The organism is Heyndrickxia acidiproducens DSM 23148, from assembly GCF_000374345.1.
Lineage (GTDB): Bacteria > Bacillota > Bacilli > Bacillales > Bacillaceae_C > Weizmannia > Weizmannia acidiproducens.
The window spans coordinates 63,752-85,329 of record NZ_KB893979.1 but is presented as its reverse complement, the minus strand read 5'-3'; the positions used below and the strand labels follow the sequence as shown (position 1 = coordinate 85,329).

Genomic DNA, 21,578 nt, shown 5'->3' with positions numbered 1-21,578 from the left:
CAATTGAAAAAGTTTCACAGGCAGCAGAATTTTTCTCATTTTTTTAAATTTAATTTTAATTGCAGCTCATCCAGTTGTGCCTGGCTGACCGGCCCCGGTGCTTTTGTCAGCAGGCAGCTTGCACTGGCCGTTTTCGGAAAGGCGATCGTATCACGCAGATTGGAACGCCCTGAAAGCAGCATGACGATGCGGTCAAGGCCGAGTGCGATGCCCCCATGCGGCGGTGTCCCGTAATCAAAGGCATCAAGCAGGAAACCGAATTGTGCCTGTGCTTGCTCTTTTGAAAAACCGAGCGCCTTGAACATCTTTTCCTGGACATCCCGCTCATAAATCCGCAGTGATCCGCCGCCCAGTTCATAGCCGTTTAATACAATATCGTAGGCCTGCGCTTTGACGTCAGCCGGATTTGTTTCAAGCTTGTCAATATCTTCGCGGAAAGGCATCGTGAATGGATGGTGGGCTGCCGTATAACGTCCTTCTGCTTCGTCATATTCAAGAAGCGGCCAGTCGGTTACCCACAGAAAATTGAATTTGCTTTCATCAATCAAATCCAGTTCTTTCCCAAGTTTATTTCTTAAGGCGCCGAGTGCGTCCGCAACGACAGACTTTTTATCGGCAACAAAGAGCAGCAGATCATCTGGTTTGGCATCCAGCTTTTCAGCCAGCTGTGCCTGCTCGCCGGCAGAGAAGAATTTCGCAATCGGGCCTTTAAGCCCTTCTGCTTCGGCTTTTAGCCATGCCAAGCCCTTAGCGCCGTAGCGGGATGCAAATTCTCCGAGGGCATCGATGTCTTTGCGCGAATACTTGCCTGCCGCTTCTTTTGCGTTCAGTGCCTTCACCTGGCCGCCGTTTGCGACTGCAGAAGCAAACACTTTGAAACCGGAATCCCTAGCAATGTCCGATACATCAACCAGTTCCATGGCAAAACGGGTGTCCGGTTTATCGGAACCATAACGGCTCATCGCTTCTGCATATGTCAAACGTGGCAGCGGCGTATCGATATCAATGTTCTTTACTTCTTTCATCAGGCGCTTGATCATTCTTTCGGTCATGGCCAAAATCTCTTCCTGGTTCAAAAAGCTCGTTTCAATATCAATCTGTGTAAATTCCGGCTGCCGGTCCGCGCGCAGGTCTTCATCGCGGAAACACCGCGCAATTTGGTAATAGCGGTCAAAGCCGGAAACCATCAGCAGCTGCTTAAATAATTGCGGCGATTGCGGCAGCGCGTAAAATTCCCCGCCATGTACACGGCTCGGTACAAGATAGTCACGGGCGCCTTCCGGTGTACTTTTCGTTAATACCGGTGTTTCCACATCGATAAAGCCTTCTTCATCCAAAAATCCGCGGATCGATCTCGTAATCGCATGCCGCATCTTAAACGTTTCTAACATCACCGGGCGCCGCAAATCCAAGTAGCGGTATTTGAGACGCACATCTTCGGCGACATCCGTTTCGTTTTCAATTACAAACGGCGGGTTTTTCGCTCCATTGATGATGGTGAGCTGTTCAGCCTGAATTTCAATTTTTCCGGTTTTCAGATTTTCATTCACGGTGCTGGCTGCGCGTTCCACGACGGTGCCTTTTACTTCAAGAACGTATTCGTTTCTTACTTTCTCCGCAAGTGCCATCGCTTCTTCAGAGTTAGCCGGATTAAAGACGACCTGGACGATCCCTGCGCGGTCACGCAGATCGACAAAAATCAAGCCGCCCAAGTCACGCCTCCTTTGCACCCAGCCTTTTAACGTGACTTTTTCCCCGACATGTTTCTCAGTTACATCTCCGCAATAATATGAACGGCCTTCCATCATGATTCCCCCAAAACTGCTAATTTTTTGAATGCCTCAACAAATCCGTCAAGCGGCAGTGCTTTCTGCTCGCCTGTCGCCATGTTCCTGACGTTCGCTTTGTTTTGCCTGATTTCATCTTCCCCAATGATCGCAACGAATTTCGCATGGACGCGGTCAGCTGCCTTAAACTGTGCTTTGACTTTCCGGCCAAGAAAATCTTTATCCGCCGAAAATCCCGCTTCCCTTAATGCATGCAGCATGTTGAAAGCAGCCATCTTGGTTTCGTCCCCGATGGAAACCACATAGCAGTCGACATCATGCGCTGCCGGAAGTTCTACGCCTTCCGCATTCAAAGCAGCGATCAAACGCTCAACGCTGAAGGCAAACCCGATCCCCGGCGTTTCCGGCCCGCCCATTTCCTGGATCAGACCGTTGTACCGCCCGCCGCCGCACAGCGTTGTAATCGCGCCGAACCCTTCAGCATTGCTCATGATTTCAAATGCGGTATGGTAATAATAATCGAGCCCGCGCACTAATGCCGGATCGACTTCATATTCGATGTCGAGCGCCTGCAAGAATGACAATACCTGGTCGAAATAAGCTTTTGAGCCCGCATTTAAGTAATCTATAATGGATGGCGCGGATTTCATAAGCGGGTGGTCATGGTCTTTTTTGCAATCAAGAATCCGCAGCGGGTTTTTCTCCAGGCGGTTTTGGCAATCGGAGCAGAATTCGCCGATATGCGGTTTAAAATGGTTGATCAGTGCCTCGCGGTGCGCAATCCGGCTCTCCTTGTCGCCCAAACTGTTGATCACGAGTTTTAAATTTTTCAACCCGAATTGCTTATAAATTTCCATCGCCAAAGAAATGACCTCGGCATCAATTGCCGGGTCCTCGCTGCCGAGCGCCTCGACCCCGAATTGGACAAATTGGCGGAAACGCCCTGCCTGCGGACGCTCATAGCGGAACATCGGACCGTTGTAATAAAGTTTCACCGGCTGGTTGGCATTGCCGAACATTTTGTGCTCAATATAAGAGCGTGCAACCGATGCGGTTCCCTCCGGCCTCAGTGTCAGGCTGCGGCCGCCGCGGTCAGTGAAGGTGTACATCTCTTTTTGGACAATATCGGTTGTATCGCCGACACCTTTTTGGAACAGCTCTGTATGTTCAAAGATCGGCGTCCGGATCTCATGGTACTGGTAATTTTGGCAGATTTCTTTTGCCTTATTTTCAATATAGTTCCATTTTTCCACTTCACCAGGCAAAATGTCCTGGGTGCCGCGCGGAATTTGAATGGCCATATCGTCATCCTCCTTTTGGAAAAAACTTCTGTATGTAAAATAAAAAACTCCCATCCCTTGTTCGAAAACAAGGGACGAGAGTTGATTCCCGTGGTGCCACCCTAATTGAAGCTATCTGCTTCCACTTTTACAGTTAACGCCTGTAAACGTTCAGACCCTACTCAAGCTGAAGCCGTTCCTCTTTCAGGTTGAAACCTACAAAGTGTTCGTTCATTAAGCCAGAATGTAGAAATGCTTTCAGCCCGGGCATTTCCTCTCTTTACACCTGAATCTTAATTACTTTGCTTTGTCATCGGTTTTTTAATTTTTACATCTATTTGTTTATGATACGTGGCAGTTCTCCCATTGTCAAGGGACTGGACAAAATTCATGGTTGTTTTACCAATCCTGCATTAATTTCTGCCTAATTTTTTCTTCAAGAGTTTGGCTTCTCCGGATGATAAGCCGAATTCCGTTGCCAGTTCAGCACTGACGGCGTTTGATTCGCTGCTTGAATAGTCGCGGAAATTCACACCATAGATTTGATGGATCCCTTTATTTACGGTCTCGTTTTTGTCTGTTGCTCTCATTGCCGGTCACTCCTTTTTGCGAAGTCTGGTTATCGGGATGGCTCTATTCGTTATTTTTTCCTATTTTTATTTTTTCTTCCCCTGAAAAAGGAGTTTTTCTTTTTATCAAGAATAACTATCTATGCTTAAAAATTTTCCCGGGCAAAGCGGTTACAGGAGGTGGATGGGTGAAGAAAAAAATATGCGTGATTCTGTTTTGCCTGCTTGTGTTTCTTGCTTCTGCTGCGGCCGTAAAAACCGAAGCCAAAGCAAGCACAACCATAACCGTGAACCAGGAGATGGCCCACATCCGCAGCGGGCCCGGGCTTGATTACGGGATTGCCGGGCAGGCCGGGCTGAATGATACGTTTAATGTTTTGGATGAAAAAAATGGCTGGTACCAAATCCAGCTGTCCGCCGGCAAAAGCGGATGGATTGCCGGGTGGCTTGTTGAAAAAAACCGCTCCGGAAACGCTGCAGACACGAATTCCGAAAGTATCAGTGCTGCCATTGTCGCTGTGTCACAACTAAATGTAAGAGAGTCCCCCTCGCTTTCCAGTGCGACGATTGCTTCAACCAGCTATGGTACCCGCCTGCAAATTGTCGATACGAAGCGCGGCTGGTACCAGGTCAGGCTTGCTGATGGCACCCTTGGATGGGTTGCCGGTTACTATGTTGAACAGGAACAGCAAGCCCAAAAAGAAGCAAAAGGGGATCAAGTAATGCTGCTGCAGGATCAAACCAATCTGCGCAGCAGCCCTTCCCTGAGTGCTTCCGTTCTTGCCACCGGTGATGCGGGTGAAACATATCCTGTCCTTAAACAATCAGGGGATTGGTACGAAATCCAAATCAACGGCGGCACCCATGCCTATGTGGCTTCATGGCTTGTCCAAAAAAGCACAGCTGCAGGGCGCGCAAACCAGAAAAAACCCGGAATAAAAGGAAAAACCATTGTACTTGATCCGGGCCACGGCGGTGAGGACCATGGCACAACCGGTTACAGCGGTACACTTGAAAAAGTAATCACCCTTAAAACAGTGGACGCTTTGTACGGAAAGCTGAAAAAGGCGGGTGCCCGGGTCATTTTGACACGCCGTGATGATTCATATGTATCATTACCACAAAGGGTGGAAATCTCAAACACGAACCGGGCTGATGCATTTGTCAGTATCCACTTTGACAGTTCCCAGGAGGTTTATATCAGCGGACATACGACCTATTATTTCCATAGGCGCGGCCTTTCATTAGCCAATATCATCGACAAACAATTAAGCAACAGCATCCGTACCCATGATCGGGGCGTGAAATTCGGCGACTATCATGTCATCCGCGAAAACAAGCAGCCTGCCATCTTGCTCGAACTTGGTTACTTAAGCAATCCGCAGGAAGAGCAGATGATGCTTTCAAAGGCATTTCAAAGAAAAGCTGTAGCCGGTATTTATAACGGGCTGCAGGAGTATTTCCAGTAAGAAAAAAGCCGGAGGGCATTTGCCCCCGGCTTTTTTCGGTATCCGGTTATTTCTTGATGGTCGGCTCCGGCATGGCACGCTTGATAAAGAAGGAAAGAATCAAAGCAAATGCCGCAATTCCGGTTGCTACGAAAAAGGCATCATTTATGCCGCTGATGGTCGCGTTGACCACTGTTTTCCCGTAAACAATATAGGTTCCGAGCACCTGCCCGTATTGCGCCGGCAGACCGGCAGCATGTGCAAGCCCCTGGCCGATTGCCGTAATTTTACCGGCCACTTCCGGATGAATGTTTGAAAAAGCATTTACATAGTTGGCTGTATGGAAGTCTGTCCGTGTCGACATGACCGTCACAAGAAATGCCGTCCCGATGCTTCCGGCAACTGTCCGCGCGGTATTGGCCGCAGCCGTTCCGTGGCTTGTCAGATGGACCGGAAGCTGGTTCATGCCTTCTGTCATAATGGTCATCATGATGAAAGACATGCCGAAACTGCGAAGCACATACAACAGCAGTAAATGGCCGTAGGAAGTCGTCATGGAGAGCTTCGTAAACTCATAAGTCGTCCAGACGGTAATGATCAGCCCGAAAACGGCAAGCGGCCTGGCTCCCATTTTATCAAACAGCCATCCGGATATCGGGGACATGATCCCCATGACGATTGCCCCGGGCAGCATCAGCAAACCGGAATCAAGCGCCGTAAATCCGCGGATATTCTGCAAATAAATCGGCAGCAGGATCATCCCGGCAAACATCGCCATATTGACGACCATGCTGACGACTGTCGTCAATGCGAAGATATCATATTTAAATACGCGCAGATCCAGCATCGGTTTATCTGTCGTCAGCTCACGCCATACGAATAAAATAAGTGAGACAGCCCCGATAATCAGGGAAAGGACAACCTTTACGCTTCCCCAGCTGTCATTTCCCGCTTCACTGAATCCGTAAAGCAGAAAGCCAAAACCGAGTGTCGAGAAAATAATGCCTGGAATATCGATTTTCGGGTTTGTTGTTTTCATGACATCTTTCATCCAGAACAACGTGAAAAGAATGTCAATAATGCCAAATGGGATAACAATCCAGAAAAGAATGTGCCAATTGTAGTGGCCGATCAGCCAGCCTGAAAGCGTCGGGCCGATTGCCGGGGCAAAGATCATGGCGACCCCCATCATGCCCATTGCCGTACCGCGTTTTTCAGGCGGGAAAATTGTCAGAAATACGGTCATCATAAGCGGCATAATGATCCCGGCGCCGGCTGCCTGTACAATGCGTCCAAGCATCAGTATTGAGAAATTCGTCGAGAGTGCGCATAATACAGATCCGGCTGTAAATAAGGAAATGGCTGTGAGCATCATTTTCCGCGTGCCCCACTTATTAATCATAAATGCGGTAACCGGAACTAAAATCCCGTTTACAAGCATGTAGCCGGTTGAAAGCCATTGAACCGTATTGGCTGTGATATTCAAATCATTCATAATATGTGGAATCGCCACATTTAATAATGTTTGGTTCAAAATGGCCACAAATGCGCCAAGCATCATCGCAAATATGATTTTACCCCTGCCGTTAGATTCTTCTTTATCTGTGCGGCTTGCGTCCGTATGCTTGGAAGGCTGTGAAGCGGAAGCCTCTGAACTTGCATGCATATCATCCACTTCATTTTTTAACTGTTGGCCTGATCCGGCCTCTTTAGCTGTTTCAAACGGCTCCAATCCGTCATTCTTCGTAACTGTTTTTGCAGCCATTTCTGCCGGCCGGGCCGGCTTTTTCCCTGGCTGGCGGCGGCGTACGGCCGTGTGTCCCGCCGCCATGCCTGCTTTCTTTTTGCCTCTATTCCTGAAGACTAAATTAACGATTACAAGTATTATAATCGACAAAAGAACATAACCTGCGATAAATTTTGTCATCTGATTCACCTACTTATGAATACGCACAGTCACATTCATACCTGGGACCAATTCCAATCCGCCATAGCTGTCAAGTTCTATTTTCACTGGAATGACCTGTGTTTCCTTTGTGTAGTTGCCTGAACTTCTGTCTGCGGGCATCAGTGAGAACGTGCTGGCAGCAGCTTTTTCGATTGATGATACCGTTCCTGACACTTTTGTGTTTGGATAGGCATCGACGTACACATCTGCTTCCTGGCCGGTTTTTACATCATGAATATCTGTTTCTTCTACATTAGCAGTAACAAAGAGAGCATCCATATCATAACTTTGCGCCAGAGATGACCCCGCGGAAACATACGTGTTTTGCACAGCGGAAGATTTTACAATCGTGCCATCAGCCGGTGCTTTAATATCCATTTTAACCGGGGCACCTTTATCGCTTGTCACCAGAAGGGTACCCATTTTTTCGTCTTGATGAAAAGTTTTGCCTTCACGCCCGTTCCATGAAACCAATTTTCCTGTGGCGGGTGCGGCAATTGTAACTTGCTGGCCGTCAATCATGGCGTTATCGGTTGTAATATAGCTGATCGAACGGTTATAGAAGTAGTAGCCTGTAAAACCGCCGCCTACTAAAATGATCAAAACAATAATATTTAATAAAAGCATTTTTCGTGCACTCATAAAAATCATCATTCCTCCTCAGATGTTAATATCTCTAATAGTTTCCGGTGAAACTTTAAAGCAAGTTTCATGTCTTCACCGTATTTTTCTTCCACGATGTCTATTTTTTGTTTGAGGGCAGACTCAGAAGCCTTCAATTCTTCAAGCTTCCCGTTCCCTTTTTCCGTCAGACGCAATCCGATGGCGCGCCGGTCTTCTGATGATGCAACCCTGCTCACCAGTCCCTGATTGACAAGCCGGTCTACGATGCCGCTAACCGTGCTATTTGTCAAGGTAAGTGTATCCGCCAGTTCGCTTAATCGCATGTTCGGATTACTTGCAAGCGTGTAAAGGGTAAGTACTTGTGCGACGGTCAGACCGTGCCTCTCCGCATCTCTGCTTGCAATCCTGAGTATTTCTTTATTTAACCGAAAAAGCGATCGCACCAACTCATTTGTAAAGCGTTCCATATTTCCCCCCTTCTTCTCCCGGTTAAAATTTTGTTAGAAAATAATTTGCATACGAATTATTAACGGAGTCTATCATTACATATCCGAAGTTTTATGTCAACTTATTTTTCTCCAAAAAATACGTGATGCGCTTACACTAAAAAACCCCGGTATACCGGGGTTTGAGAGTTGCTTATTTACTTTCCAGAATCAAGGTAACCGGCCCGTCATTGACCAATTGGACATCCATCATGGCGCCAAAAACACCGGTTTCCACATGGACACCTTTTTCTCTTAAAAAGCGATTGAATTGTTCATAAATTTTTTCAGCATGCTCATGTCCTGCCGCTTCCATAAAATTCGGACGCCTGCCTTTTCGGCAATCCCCGTACAATGTGAACTGGGAAATCGAGAGGATTTGTCCGCCCTTATCCAAAAGTGAGAAGTTCATTTTTTCCTCTTCGTCTTCAAACACACGCAGATGGACAATTTTTTCTGCCAGCCAGGCTGCATCTTTTTCAGTGTCTTCATGGGTAACACCGACGAGAAGGACAAAACCGCTGTCAATCCTGCCGGTTATTTCCCCGTTCACCGTAACACTTGCTTCTTTGCTGCGCTGCAAAACAATTCTCATTGCTTTTAACCCCTTTAACTCATAATCCTTCTTACTGAATAAATATCCTGGATATGCTTGATTCTTTCGACTACGCGGTGAAGATGGCTGATATTCTGGATGGAAATGGACATGATAATCGTCGCCATTTTATTGCGGTCTGTTCGCCCGCTGACCGCCGAGATATTGGTTTTCGTTTCATTGACGGCCTGCAGCACTTCGTTAAGAAGCCCACGGCGGTCATAACCCGTGACTTCAATATCAACGTTATACTCTTTGCGGTCTGCTGTATCTGTTTCCCACACAACAGGAATGAGGCGTTTTTGCGCTTCTTCATTCTGAACATTCGGACAGTCAGCACGGTGGACAGAGACGCCGCGCCCTTTTGTAATAAAACCGACAATTTCATCGCCCGGTACAGGGCTGCAGCATTTTGAAAGCCGGATCAACAGGTTGTCAATGCCTTTTACCGTAACGCCTGCATCCCTTTTCCGATGCCGCACAGGCTCCTTCTGTTCGGTGATGACCTCTTTGATGGCCTCTTCGGAATCCCGCTGTTTGCGCCATTTTTCCGTGAGCCGGTTCGCAATTTGAATGGCTGTGATGCCGTTGTACCCGACGGCGGCATACATATCCTCTTCATTGGCAAAATTGAACTTGTCCGCCACCCGTTTGACATTCTCCGCTGTCAGGATTTCTTTTAAATCAAATTCCATGGCTTTGATTTCTTTTTCGACCAGTTCTTTGCCTTTGTTAATATTTTCTTCTTTGCGCTGGCGTTTAAAAAACTGGCGGATTTTATTTTTTGCCTGGGATGTTTGTGCCAGATTCACCCAGTCAAGGCTAGGCCCGTAAGAATGTTTGGAGGTTAAAATTTCAACGATATCCCCCGTTTTTAAATGATAGTCCAGTGTGACCATTTTGCCGTTGACTTTTGCCCCGATGGTTTTGTTGCCAATCTCGGAGTGGATCCGGTAAGCAAAGTCAATCGGTACGGAACCGGATGGCAATTCGATGACATCCCCTTTTGGCGTGAATACAAACACCATATCGGAGAACAAGTCGAGTTTCAATGATTCCATAAATTCTTCGGCATTCGCCGCATCGTTTTGAAACTCGAGAATTTCCCGGAACCAGGACAATTTCTTCTCAAACGAGGTTTTTTCGTTCACGGTTTTTCCCTCTTTATAGGCCCAGTGCGCGGCAACCCCGTACTCAGCGATGCGGTGCATATCAAAGGTGCGGATCTGCACTTCCAGAGGATCGCCTTTCGGTCCGATAACTGTCGTATGGAGGGATTGGTACATATTCGTTTTTGGCATTGCAATATAATCCTTGAAGCGGCCGGGCATTGGCTTCCAGCAGGTATGGATTACACCGAGAACCGCATAACAGTCCTTAATGCTGTTTACGATAATTCTGACAGCCAGCAAATCATAAATTTCATTGAACTGTTTATGCTGCTGCGCCATTTTCCGGTAAATCGAATAGATGTGCTTCGGCCTCCCTGAAATTTCGGCTTTGATCGAAATGTCCTGGAGCCGTTCTTTTACTTCTTCGATCACATTATCTAAATATTGTTCGCGTTCAGCGCGTTTTCTCTTCATCAGGTTTACGATACGGTAATATTGCTGGGGATTTAAATATCGAAGTGCAGTATCTTCCAATTCCCATTTGATTTTAGAAATTCCGAGGCGGTGGGCAAGCGGGGCGAAAATTTCAAGGGTTTCGTTTGCAATCCTCCGCTGCTTCTCAACCGGCAGATGTTTCAGCGTGCGCATATTATGGAGGCGGTCAGCAAGTTTGATTAAAATGACGCGGATATCCTGTGCCATCGCCACAAACATTTTGCGGTGGTTTTCCGCCTGCTGCTCCTCATGCGATTTATATTTGATTTTTCCCAGTTTTGTCACGCCATCAACAAGCATCGCCACTTCTTCATTAAATTCCTCTTTCAGCTGTTCAAGCGTGACTTCTGTGTCTTCTACAACATCGTGCAAAAAACCGGCAGCAACGGTGGAAGGGTCCATCTCCAAATCTGCCAGTATCCCGGCCACCTGGATCGGATGGATAATATACGGCTCACCGGACTTGCGCTTTTGGTCAATATGCGCGCGCCTGGCGAACTCGTATGCATGCCGTACGACTTCCACATGCTCAGCATTCAGATATTTAGTGGTTCGTTCGATTACATCCTCGGCGGTCAAAATTCGATCATTCGCCATAAAAAAATCACCTTTATATTAATGGAATGTATAAATTAGTTTAAGAAATATAAATCATTTTGTAATTATTATCGTGAAAAATGCAAGGATTGTAAAGTAAATCGGCTGTTTTTATAAAAAAAAGAAAAACGGTGTCGAATTTTGATCCTAAACACCTGCACGAAACATATGAAAAACAGTTCTATATACAAAGAAATCGACAAAAATTGCCGATTTCAGCTTGCTTATTCTTCTTCGTATTCCATCAGCGTCAAAATATCGTATCCCTGGATCTTTTGGCGCCCATGCAAATAATTCAGTTCGATCAGGAATGCCAGCCCGGCCACAACACCGCCCAGCTCTTCCACCAATTGAATGGTAGCCTCCATCGTACCGCCGGTTGCCAATAGATCGTCCGTAATTAAAACACGCTGCCCGCGTTTGATGGCATCTTTATGAATCGTTAATACCGCTTTGCCGTATTCAAGGTCGTATTCAGCGCGGATTGTTTCGCGCGGCAGTTTCCCTTCTTTGCGGACCGGGGCAAAGCCGACGCCCATTTCGTAGGCGACAGGGCAGCCAATAATAAATCCGCGCGCTTCCGGTCCGACTACCAAATCAATATCCTTATCTTTTGCATACCGGACAATCTGGTCTGTTGCATATTTAAAAGCCGCACCATCATTCATAAGCGGGGTAACATCTTTAAAAATAACGCCTTTTTTAGGCCAGTCCGGAACAATTGAAATATACTGTTTTAAATCCATTGTGCTGTTTCCTCCTCATACTGTACGGCCGGTTTGATCAACTGGTCAAACCACATCTTCAATTCCTGGAAAGATGAGTACAGAAGATCCTTTTCCATTTGATATTGCGCTTGTTTTCGCTGATAGGTCTTAGATTCCTGCAGGTCGCGCTTTTGTTTTACCGAATTAAGAGAAATCATCCCATTTTTTATTGTAACAAAGTCCAGATCAAAAAACACCTGCGAAATGAAATCAATGGTATGTCTTGACCAGCCGCGGTACTTCGCAAGCTCATCCCCGTGCTGTTTTAAATTAAACGATTTTCTTTTCGCCAAAAAAGCATAGAACCATTTAAAATGCTCCCTTGTCGGAAGGGTACTGAAAAAATGGTCCTGGGCATGGTAAAAATACGCATAAATTCTGCTTGGCGCCTCCCCTTCCAATAAAGCTTCCAAAATCTCCGCACATGGCGGGAGATCCAGCAAAACGATATTTTTGTGCGCGGGTTGAAACGCTTTTGCCTCCTCAATAGTGGAAATCGGCACCAAATGGATTGGATAATCGCGCACCGGCAAGTTTTGCAGCGTTTCTTTTTGAAAAACGATAAACGCCTGGTCCTGAACCGGCACTTGCGGTACCCACTGTTTGAAAGGCTTATGGCCCCTGATATCAAATAACTGCCAATCCCTGATCCGGATATCCCTGACGATAACTTGCGGTTTGCAGATATCGTTCCACTCATTGACCGACAGTTCCCCGACAATGGAGACCTTTGAACCGGGCGAAATATGATGTGCCAAATCTCCCAATCCAAAGCCGACACCGTCCAACTGCTTGTCCGCTTTTGTAAAAAGGAATTTCAAGTGCTTGCGGTCTGCGCCGATTTGGCGAATTTGTGTACAATGGATGTCTTCCACCAGAAACAGCGGTTTTGGATTGCCTGTCCCAAATGGTGCAAGCAGCGCCATTTGCCGGATCGGCTCCAAACCGGCATCTTCAAGCGAAATCCGGGCCCCCACTTTGGTAACCGGGTGAAACACTGCTTCAGGAAGTCCCTGCGCCGCAAGATTCAGCCGCCTTCGTAATTCATCCACATCAGTGATCGCAAGGGTCATGCCGGCTGCCATCGGATGGCCGCCGAAATGGGGCAAAATATCACGGCATTTTGACAGCTCGTTAAACATATGAAATCCTTCGATACTTCTTGCCGATCCTTTTGCAAGGCCGCTCTCCTCGTCAAAACTTAGCACAATGGCAGGCTTATAAAACCGTTCGACGAGACGGGAAGCGACAATTCCGATCACACCGGCATTCCAGCCTGCTTTGCCGACAACAACAGCGCGGCTATTTGCATCCATGTCCTGTTCGGCCAATTGAATGGCTTCTTTTGTGGTCTCCTGGACAATTTTTTGCCGCCTTTTATTCAGTTCATCTATCTCTGCAGCCCATTTTGCAGCTTCCGTTTCATCTTCCGTAAGCAGCAGCCGGGCAGCAGGGGCGGCGTGTTCCAGGCGCCCCGCCGCGTTCAGGCGCGGGGCAATGGCAAATCCGATCGTTTCTTCGTCAATTTCGCTCTGGTTAATCTCCGCGCACCGGCATAATGCCCGGATCCCGGGGCGCTTTGAAATTTGCAGCTGTTTGATACCGTTGATTGCAATCAGCCGGTTTTCCCCCAACAGCGGCACCAAATCTGCGACAGTCCCAATGCCGGCAAGGTCTAAAAGCTCAACCGGGGCTTCTCCGTATAAAGCATGTGCCACTTTAAAAGCCACACCGGCACCGGCAAGGTCTTGAAAAGGATAGTTGCCATCCGGATGTTTCGGGTGGACAATCGCATAGGCTTCCGGCAAAACCGGGCCGGGTTCATGGTGATCCGTGATGATCAGCGTTAAGCCCAGTTCTTCCGCGACTGCCGCCTCATGTACTGCGGCAATCCCCGTATCCACCGTGATGATCAGTTGAAAGCCTTCTGAAGCAGCCCGGCGGAAAGCTGCTTCATTCGGGCCATATCCTTCTTTAAAGCGGTCAGGTATGTAGAACTCCGCGCGGGCACCCAATTCTTGCAATGCCGTCATCATGATTGCAGTACTCGTGACCCCGTCCGCGTCATAATCGCCGAATACGAGAATCGGCTCTTCTTCCCGAACCGCTGTTTTGATCCGCTCGACCGCTTTTTCCATATCATGCATCAGGAAAGGGTCGTGGCAGCCTGTATCATTATGAAATAAAAATGGCCGCGCTTCTTCTGCGTCTTCAATTCCGCGGCTTACCAATAGTTTGGAAACAAGTGGTGAAATATTCAGTTGTTGTGCGAGTGTTTCGGCAGCAGCCTGGTTGATTTCCGGCACTTGCCATCTTGTTTTTGATTGCAGCATGTCTCCACCTCTTTCACAATATCTAATTATAACGTTTTGAAAAAGTTGTGTCATTACAAACCTGCATGAATGCGGATCCTCCATCTTTTATACTGTAAGCTGCAAAAAACTGCACAGACCGGAAAAAGCACGCTGAGGCTGTATGCCTTAGCGCGCTCTTTTTAAACCTGCGGCTCATTTGAACGTACACGTTTTGCTTTTTTGGTCAAGATGGAACCGTGTTTCTTCAATTGCCGTTTTTTCAAAACATACCAGATTTGGGCGGCAATAAAGACGGAAGAATAAGTACCGGTTAACAGGCCGACAATCAAGGCGATTGAGAAATTGCGGATCGACTCGCTTCCAAAGACGGCCAGGGCTGCTGCTGTTATGAGTACGGTTAACACAGTATTGACAGACCGGCCAAGTGTTTGGCGGATCCCGGCATTAACGATCTCTTTGATTTCATTTGCAGTTTTGATCCGGCGCCTGCGTTTTAAGTTGTCGCGGATCCGGTCAAATGTCACAATCGAATCGTTTATGGAGTAACCGACAATCGTCAAAATGGCTGCAATAAACGTAACATCAACTTCAAGCCTTGTGAAGCTGAAAAAGGCGATCATGAAAAAGACGTCATGGAACAATGCTGCTATGGAAGCAACACCCATTGACCATTCAAACCGGAAGGCTACGTAAATGATAATGCCGGCTCCAGCAAGAATAAGTGAATAAATTGCGCTCTTGGCCAGTTCTTTTCCGACGGTCGGCGACACGGAACTGATGCTTGGGTCTTTCCCGTATTTTTCTGTGAAATACGAGTGAATTTGTGCACTCTTTTCCTTATCACTGAAAGAGCCCTTAATTCTGACAACGGCTTTATGGTGATTGTCACCGGCGAGTACAATATCTTCAGACTTCAAATTCAAATGGTCGAGGTCATTTTGAATCTGCTCCTGGGTGAGTGTCCGGTTTGCATTGATTTCCATTCTTGTACCGCTTGAAAAATCAATGCCGAGATTTAATTTAAAGATGGAAAGAATAATAAATCCCGAGATAATTAAAACCGTTGAGATGACAAAAAAGATGTTGCGGTGTTTCACAAAGTCATACCAGTCAAATTTCGTTTTCAAATCATGTGTATCTATATTTTCCGTAATAGAATGGATTGCTGATTTTTTCACGCCGAACCAGTGCGGGCGCTTTTTCAGGAAATTGCTGTAAACCCAAAGGCTGAGCAGCCATCTTGACCCGTAAACAGCCGTCAGGAAGCTCATTAAAATACTGATGATTAATGTCGTTGCAAACCCTCTGATGGAACTTGTCCCAAAATAAAAGAGGATCACGGCTGCCAGAATCGTTGTTAAGTTCGAATCAAGGATCGTCACAAAGGATGATTTGTTCCCCGCTTTAAAGGCGGACTTCATGCTTTTGCCGACGCGCAGTTCTTCTTTGATCCGTTCATAAGTCAGGATATTGGCATCAACCGCCATCCCGACCCCGAGAACAAGCGCGGCGATCCCGGGCAGCGTAAGTGTTGCGCCGATTAATTCATAAACCAGCAAAATGAAAAAGATATAAACGGCAAGCGAGATGGAAGCGATCACGCCTGCAAAACGGTAGTATGCGATCATAAAAATAAAGATTGCGAGTACCCCGATTATACCGGCAACAACCGTATCATGCAGTGCTTCCTGCCCGAAAGACGCGCCGACAGATGTCGAGTAAATCTCATGCAGTTTGACCGGAAGTGCCCCGGCATTTAAAAGCGCTGCGAGGTTTTGCGCTTCTTTCACCGTGAAATCCCCGGTAATCATCACGGAATCTGTATTTAAAACTTCATTGACATTCGGAGCCGATAAGAATTTCGGGTTTTTCTTTGCAACTTCTTTTTTATAAGAGTCTTTGCCTTCCTGGAAATCCATCCAAATGACAAGCTGGTTATTCGGTGCCATATTCATGATCTTTCTGGTCACATCGGCGAATTTTTTGCGGCTTTTTAACTGCAAAACCACATCAGGCTTGTTGTTTTGGTCAAAGGATTGCTTTGCTTTCCCCTGGACCAAATCTGTCCCGTCCATCATCAACTTGTCATTCACATCGCGAAAGCTCAAATTTGCTGTTGTGGACAGCATCTTTCTCGCTTCATTCTGGTTGGTAACGCCCGCGAGCTGGACGCGGATCCGGTCATTTCCCTCTACTTGAATAGACGGTTCGCTTACCCCGAGCGCATTGATCCGGCGGTCAAGTGCTTCGGCTGTATTGGCAAGCGCCTCTTTATCAATTTTCTGGCCCTTTTTGACAGGCTCCACTTTATACAGGACTTCAAACCCGCCCCGCAAGTCAAGGCCAAGATTAATTTTTTTAACAATCTTATCCGTCGTTCCTCCCATTAATCCCGCAAATAAAAGGACAATGAGAAAGAAAGCAACGATACGGCTTCTTTTGATCATGATGTTAATATCCTCCTAGCAAAATCACAACGTCTCAAAAACAGAAAATTTCAAACGCAGGCAAACATACTCTTTTTATTATGATGCAAGGAAAAAAACGTGTCAATTTTTATTATGATTTGGCCTGATTCGGATGCAGCAATCCGTCAAGTTCCGCTTCGCTCATCTCGGCAAACAAATTGGGCGAACGGTAGGCTTCCATCGTCATAAAGTTCATAAAATCGCCGGCTTTAATCGACAAAATATCGGAAACAAGCGAATACATACGGGCATCTCCATTTTGTACTTTTTTCCATACTTTTTTTTCAAGGTAGCGCCAAAGTTCCCGCACACCGACAGCGCCGTACCCGACAACTTTAAATTCCTCCGCTTTGCTTTCCAAAACCGGAAGCAGCTCATCATAGTATATCGCATAAGGATGTTTCTTCTCCTGCATTATCGTTTTCTCCTTTCGTAAAAAAACTGGTCATGGTTTGTCCTTTTCACTGCATATACATCATTGTATAGGAAATTAGCGTATTTGAGAAGGTAGGTTACAAAATGTCCAAGTTTTTGAGAGGAACGATGATATTACTGGCGGCGGGTTTAGTGACAAGAGTACTCGGTTTCGTAAACCGGATCGTGATTGCCCGCTCTTTGGGGGAAACCGGTGTCGGCCTCCATATGATGGCATTTCCGACCCTCATGCTGGTGGTTACGGTAACGCAGCTCGGGCTTCCGGTTGCCATTTCCAAATGCATTGCCGAGGCGGATGCGGCCCGGGACAGGGTAAAAATCAAAAAAATCCTTGTGATTTCTTTAACCCTCACGATCTCATTGTCAATCATTTTTACGCCGGCTTTAATCTTGCTCGCCCCCTACCTGGCTGAGACGCTTTTTACAGATAACCGGGTCTATTATCCGCTTGTTGCGATTACGCCGATCATTCCGATTGTCGCTGTTTCCGCTGTGCTGCGCGGATATTTCCAGGGCAAACAAAATATGAAGCCTTTTGCCATCTCACAAGTGATTGAACAAAGCGTCCGGATCATGCTCATCGCTTTCTTCGCGCATTTGCTGCTTCCTTATGGCATTGAATATGCAACAGCAGGCGTAATGATCGCATCAATATTGGGCGAATTCATTTCCCTTCTCTATATGTTTACGATGTTTAAAATGAAGAAGCAAATCCCGGTACGCAAAAATTTTTTCAAGGCGGTAAAAGCCGGAAAAGATACTTACCATGAATTAATGCGCGTGGCGATTCCAACAACCTGGAGCCGGCTGATCGGAAATATTTCCTGGTTTCTCGAGCCGATTGTCGTGGCCCACTGTCTCGCGCTTGCAGGTGTGGCTTCGCATATTGCCACCAAACAATACGGGTCCCTGACCGGTTTTGCGCTGCCGCTTTTGATGCTGCCTTCTTTTGTCACGATTTCCTTGTCAACTGCGCTGGTGCCGGCTATCAGTGAAGCAAATGCGCGAAAAAATTACAGACTGGTTGAACACCGCCTCCAGCAGGCATTGCGCTTTTCGCTTTTAACCGGGGGAATTTCGGTGGTGATTTTATATGTATTTGCAGAACCGCTCATGTCTTTTATGTATGGGACAGAAAGCGGCTCCCAGTTTATAAAAATTATGGCGCCGTTTTTCATCTTTCAGGCTGTCCAGGCCCCGCTTGCGGCCACATTGCAGGCATTGGATCTGGCAAAAGCCGCGATGATAAACAGTATAATCGGCGCCATCGTGAAACTGGCGGTTATTTTTGTACTGGCTTCCCGCCCCGAATTCGGCATTAACGGCGCGGCAATTGGGATCATGACCAGCACCGTGCTCGTCACTTTTCTGCATTTTGCATCGGTTTTGAAAAAGATCCAGTTTACCCTGTATGTGAATGAATGGATAAAACTGGCGGCGGTTTCACTGATTTCCGGCGCTGTCGGATATAAGTGGCTGAATACCGTGATGACACATGGCAGCTCACTTATGCAATTATTAATGGGGATTTCCTTGACGGCTGCAGTATATCTGTTCCTATTGCTCTTGACGAGGCTGCTCCACCGCTCCGATTTCATGCATATTCCGTTTTTAAAGAAGCTGCTATAAAAAACAGCGGGAATCCGTTTTGTACTGTAAGAGGACAAAGTGAAACTTCCATCAGTGGGGGGTTCCTTCTTCCCCCACTGATTAGAAAATGAACAAGGGCTAAGAACTCTTCGTACCTTGAATGTTGAGGCGGGAGTCCTATTGCCCGGTATGTTGGGATAAAACCTAGGCAGGCAGCTGTTTAAAAAGACAGCAGGAAATATCCTACTGCCCGGTATGTTGGGATAAAACGGATCCGCCCCTAATCTTTCAGGTCGATGAAAAATTGCCCGTCCTGGAAACTGCAAAAAGATATCACATCCAAATTGTGATACCCGCGCCTTGTTAATTCCCTTCTCAACCATTCTTCCGTTTTGTTGCATTTTTTTAAATTGGCGGTTTGAATCTTCCCATCCACGATCAATGGCTCGGTATAATTGGCAGTTTTATTTTTCTTGTTCGCTTTTTGAACAACCGACAACTGCCCGGAGGTTTCAAGAATCGCGTATTCAACATCCGCAATATTGTCGATATCCTTTGACCTCAACTGCATCAGCAAATCATCAAAATTATAGCGCTGTTTCCGCATTTCTTTTTCATCAATTTTTCCCTTATTGATGATAATGCTCGGGCTTCCATCTATTAAATGCCGGACCCGGCTGCTGCGGAGCGAAATAAGCGCCAGCATAATTTGAATGCCAAGGAGAACCGCCATTGGCAGCACGGTATTGATAATTGGTTCGTGATGGTCTTCTATGGCGACAACTGCCATTTCCCCGATCATAATAAACACAACTAAATCAAGGACATTCAGCTCTCCAATTTCCCGTTTTCCCATTAAACGGAAAATCACCAGAATGATAAAGTAAATCAAAATCGTACGTAAAAAAATAATGAGAAGATTTTCCAGTCTCACCATCCCCTAACCAATAAAAGTTCGCTATTCCTGTCTTAGTATGCGCAATCCCCGCAAAAACTCTCGAAAAGAAATGAAATTAAATCTTTTTGATTTCATTCTATTTTTCATTGGCTTGAATATGCTTGTACTATAGTGAATCTTGATGGAACGGGAAGGGGAGATTGATTGGAATGCAAAAATTAAGTATAAGCCTGCTATATGGACTCGGCGTGATCTTTGTGCTGCTCGCCATTGCCAGTTTAGCCATTTCTCTTATATTAAAGTTTACGGATATGGCGGAACAGTCCCTGCACACCCTTGTCACAGTGATTTCATTTATCGCTTTATTTACCGGCGGTTTAATTGGCGGCGGAAAAGGCAAGAAGAAAGGCTGGCTGCTCGGAACTTTAACCGGAATCATCTATACCGGAATTGTCTTTCTTGTCCAATATCTGGGATATGATGAAATTTTTTCTTTTGAACAGCTGATCTACCATATTTGCTATATTTTAACCGCAATGATGGGCGGGATATTAGGCGTCAATCTTTTTTCCGGACACTCACGGGAGGCATAAAGAAGAGGATGTTTATACAACACAGCACCGCCATTTGAATGGCGGTGCTGTGATTCATTATTATTTTGATTTTGCCGTACTGTCTGCTTTTTCCGCAGTCTTTGTTTCTTCCTGTTTTTTCGGTTCAGCTTTTTTGGCTGATGATTCCACAACATCGCGAATGGCTGAGCGGTCAAACGTCAACCTTGACCCGTCTCCGCATTTTAACACGACTTTGTTTTCATCGATGGAGTCGATGATCGCATGCAATCCGCCAATGGTCACAATTTTGTCACCTTTTGCCAAATTGTTTTGCATCATTTGAATATTTTTCTGCCTCTTCTGTTGCGGCCTGATCAATAAGAAATAGAACAGGATGAATAAAATAATAATCGGCAGTAATCCGGCGATATTTTGCCCCATGTTTCTTCCTCCTTTCCAGTCCAGTATTTATTAGAAATTTTTTGCATTCGGACGGTTAAATCCGTATTGCTCAAAAAATTCTTCACGAAAATCACCAAGACGGTCTTCTCTGATTGCTTGTCTTACATTTTCCATTAATTCTAACAGAAAATACAAGTTATGATAAGTAGTTAAGCGTATTCCGAAAGTTTCGTCACATTTAATCAAGTGGCGGATGTACGCACGGGAGTAGTTGCGGCACGTATAACAGCCGCAATGCTCGTCAAGCGGGCGGAAATCGCGGGCATATTGCGCATTTTTCACGACGAGCCGGCCTTTGCTTGTCATCACCGTGCCGTTACGTGCAATCCGCGTCGGCAGTACACAGTCGAACATATCTATGCCGCGGATTGCTCCGTCAATTAATGAGTCAGGCGAACCCACCCCCATTAAATAACGCGGTTTATTGCCCGGCAAAAGCGGTGTCGTGAATTCCAGCATTTTGTTCATGGTTTCTTTCGGCTCGCCGACAGATAGACCGCCGACCGCATAGCCCGGAAAGTCAAGCGAGACAAGATCCTGTGCGCTTTGGCGCCGCAAATCTTCATATTCCCCGCCCTGGACAATCCCAAACAGCCCCTGTATATCCGCGCGCCTGTGTGCTTGCAGGCAGCGCTCCGCCCATCTCGATGTCCTTTCAACTGACTGCTTCATGTATTCGTGGCTTGCCGGATATGGCGGGCATTCGTCAAACGCCATCATGATATCGGAACCAAGCGCATTTTGGATTTCCATTGATTTTTCAGGAGACAAGAATAATTTGTCCCCGTTCAAATGGTTCCGGAAATGGACACCTTCTTCTTTAATTTCGCGGATTTTACTGAGGCTGAAGACCTGGAACCCGCCTGAATCGGTTAAAATGGCCTGATCCCAGTTCATAAATTGGTGCAGGCCTCCCGCTTCTTTTACAATATCATGGCCGGGCCGCAGCCACAAATGATAGGTATTGCTTAAAATCGTACCGGCCCCCATGCTTTTTAATTCTTCCGGGGACATCGTTTTCACGGTTGCCAGCGTCCCGACCGGCATAAACATCGGCGTATCATATGTCCCGTGCGGCGTATGCAGTTTGCCAAGACGGGCGCCGGTCTGCTTGTCCGTCTTAATTAATTCATAAGTAATCGCAGCCAA

General features: G+C 46.5%; 18 protein-coding genes and 1 other annotated feature. Of the genes, 3 read left to right on the top strand and 15 right to left on the bottom strand.

What is annotated here, in order from left to right; genetic code table 11:
* Positions 1–35: 35 nt before the first annotated feature.
* The 3 genes from aspS to C232_RS19955 all read right to left on the bottom strand — a co-directional run bounded on the left by aspS (position 36) and on the right by C232_RS19955 (position 3,657).
* Complete coding sequence (gene aspS, locus C232_RS0102855; RefSeq protein WP_018661069.1) at positions 36–1,805, bottom strand: aspartate--tRNA ligase; 1,770 nt, start codon at positions 1,803–1,805, stop codon at positions 36–38.
* Positions 1,805–3,088: a histidine--tRNA ligase gene (hisS, locus tag C232_RS0102850; RefSeq protein ID WP_018661067.1), complete on the bottom strand. Its 1,284-nt coding sequence runs from the start codon at positions 3,086–3,088 to the stop codon at positions 1,805–1,807. The genes aspS and hisS overlap by 1 nt, the downstream gene beginning before the upstream one ends.
* Positions 3,089–3,155: 67 nt before the next feature.
* Positions 3,156–3,390: a binding site (T-box leader), on the bottom strand.
* Between the two features lie 90 nt (positions 3,391–3,480).
* Positions 3,481–3,657: a hypothetical protein gene (locus C232_RS19955; RefSeq protein WP_018661065.1), complete on the bottom strand. Its 177-nt coding sequence runs from the start codon at positions 3,655–3,657 to the stop codon at positions 3,481–3,483.
* A gap of 167 nt (positions 3,658–3,824) precedes the next feature.
* Here C232_RS19955 and C232_RS0102840 point away from each other — a divergent pair, with 167 nt between their 5' ends.
* Complete coding sequence (locus C232_RS0102840) at positions 3,825–5,105, top strand: N-acetylmuramoyl-L-alanine amidase family protein (RefSeq protein ID WP_018661062.1); 1,281 nt, start codon at positions 3,825–3,827, stop codon at positions 5,103–5,105.
* A gap of 46 nt (positions 5,106–5,151) precedes the next feature.
* Here the strand turns inward: C232_RS0102840 and C232_RS0102835 are convergent, their stop codons facing one another.
* From C232_RS0102835 to C232_RS0102795, 9 genes are all read right to left on the bottom strand, one after another.
* A complete protein-coding gene (locus tag C232_RS0102835; protein WP_018661060.1) occupies positions 5,152–7,011 on the bottom strand; it encodes a DHA2 family efflux MFS transporter permease subunit in 1,860 nt (619 codons plus the stop codon).
* A 9-nt stretch (positions 7,012–7,020) separates the two neighbouring features.
* On the bottom strand, positions 7,021–7,674 hold the full coding sequence (locus C232_RS0102830) for a beta-barrel domain-containing protein (RefSeq protein ID WP_026314452.1): 654 nt from the start codon (positions 7,672–7,674) through the stop codon (positions 7,021–7,023).
* Between the two features lie 8 nt (positions 7,675–7,682).
* Positions 7,683–8,123 carry a MarR family winged helix-turn-helix transcriptional regulator gene (locus C232_RS0102825; protein ID WP_018661057.1) on the bottom strand — a complete coding sequence of 147 codons (441 nt, stop codon included), beginning with the start codon at positions 8,121–8,123 and terminating at the stop codon, positions 7,683–7,685.
* Between the two features lie 172 nt (positions 8,124–8,295).
* Positions 8,296–8,736, bottom strand: coding sequence for a D-aminoacyl-tRNA deacylase (dtd, locus tag C232_RS0102820; protein WP_018661055.1), 441 nt, complete (start codon positions 8,734–8,736; stop codon positions 8,296–8,298).
* Between the two features lie 14 nt (positions 8,737–8,750).
* Positions 8,751–10,940: a RelA/SpoT family protein gene (locus C232_RS0102815; RefSeq protein ID WP_018661053.1), complete on the bottom strand. Its 2,190-nt coding sequence runs from the start codon at positions 10,938–10,940 to the stop codon at positions 8,751–8,753.
* 224 nt (positions 10,941–11,164) lie between these two features.
* A complete protein-coding gene (locus C232_RS0102810) occupies positions 11,165–11,686 on the bottom strand; it encodes an adenine phosphoribosyltransferase (protein WP_018661051.1) in 522 nt (173 codons plus the stop codon).
* Entirely contained in the window at positions 11,677–14,040 is a 2,364-nt protein-coding gene (gene recJ, locus C232_RS0102805; protein ID WP_018661049.1) for a single-stranded-DNA-specific exonuclease RecJ, read from the bottom strand. Before recJ ends, C232_RS0102810 begins: the two co-directional genes overlap by 10 nt.
* Before the next feature lie 161 nt (positions 14,041–14,201).
* Complete coding sequence (gene secDF, locus C232_RS0102800) at positions 14,202–16,469, bottom strand: protein translocase subunit SecDF (RefSeq protein WP_018661047.1); 2,268 nt, start codon at positions 16,467–16,469, stop codon at positions 14,202–14,204.
* A gap of 112 nt (positions 16,470–16,581) precedes the next feature.
* Positions 16,582–16,905, bottom strand: coding sequence for a post-transcriptional regulator (locus C232_RS0102795; RefSeq protein ID WP_018661045.1), 324 nt, complete (start codon positions 16,903–16,905; stop codon positions 16,582–16,584).
* Between the two features lie 104 nt (positions 16,906–17,009).
* Between C232_RS0102795 and spoVB the strand changes: the two genes are divergently transcribed.
* A complete protein-coding gene (spoVB, locus tag C232_RS0102790; protein ID WP_018661043.1) occupies positions 17,010–18,554 on the top strand; it encodes a stage V sporulation protein B in 1,545 nt (514 codons plus the stop codon).
* 241 nt (positions 18,555–18,795) lie between these two features.
* Here spoVB and C232_RS0102785 read toward each other — a convergent pair whose 3' ends face one another.
* The gene (locus tag C232_RS0102785; RefSeq protein ID WP_026314451.1) at positions 18,796–19,443 is read right to left on the bottom strand and encodes a DUF421 domain-containing protein; all 648 of its coding nucleotides are present in this window, start codon (positions 19,441–19,443) and stop codon (positions 18,796–18,798) included.
* Positions 19,444–19,622: 179 nt separating this feature from the next.
* Between C232_RS0102785 and C232_RS0102780 the strand changes: the two genes are divergently transcribed.
* Positions 19,623–20,006: a TIGR04086 family membrane protein gene (locus C232_RS0102780; protein ID WP_018661037.1), complete on the top strand. Its 384-nt coding sequence runs from the start codon at positions 19,623–19,625 to the stop codon at positions 20,004–20,006.
* Between the two features lie 60 nt (positions 20,007–20,066).
* Here the strand turns inward: C232_RS0102780 and yajC are convergent, their stop codons facing one another.
* A complete protein-coding gene (gene yajC, locus C232_RS0102775) occupies positions 20,067–20,408 on the bottom strand; it encodes a preprotein translocase subunit YajC (protein ID WP_018661035.1) in 342 nt (113 codons plus the stop codon).
* 30 nt (positions 20,409–20,438) lie between these two features.
* Positions 20,439–21,578: a tRNA guanosine(34) transglycosylase Tgt gene (gene tgt / locus C232_RS0102770; RefSeq protein ID WP_018661033.1), complete on the bottom strand. Its 1,140-nt coding sequence runs from the start codon at positions 21,576–21,578 to the stop codon at positions 20,439–20,441.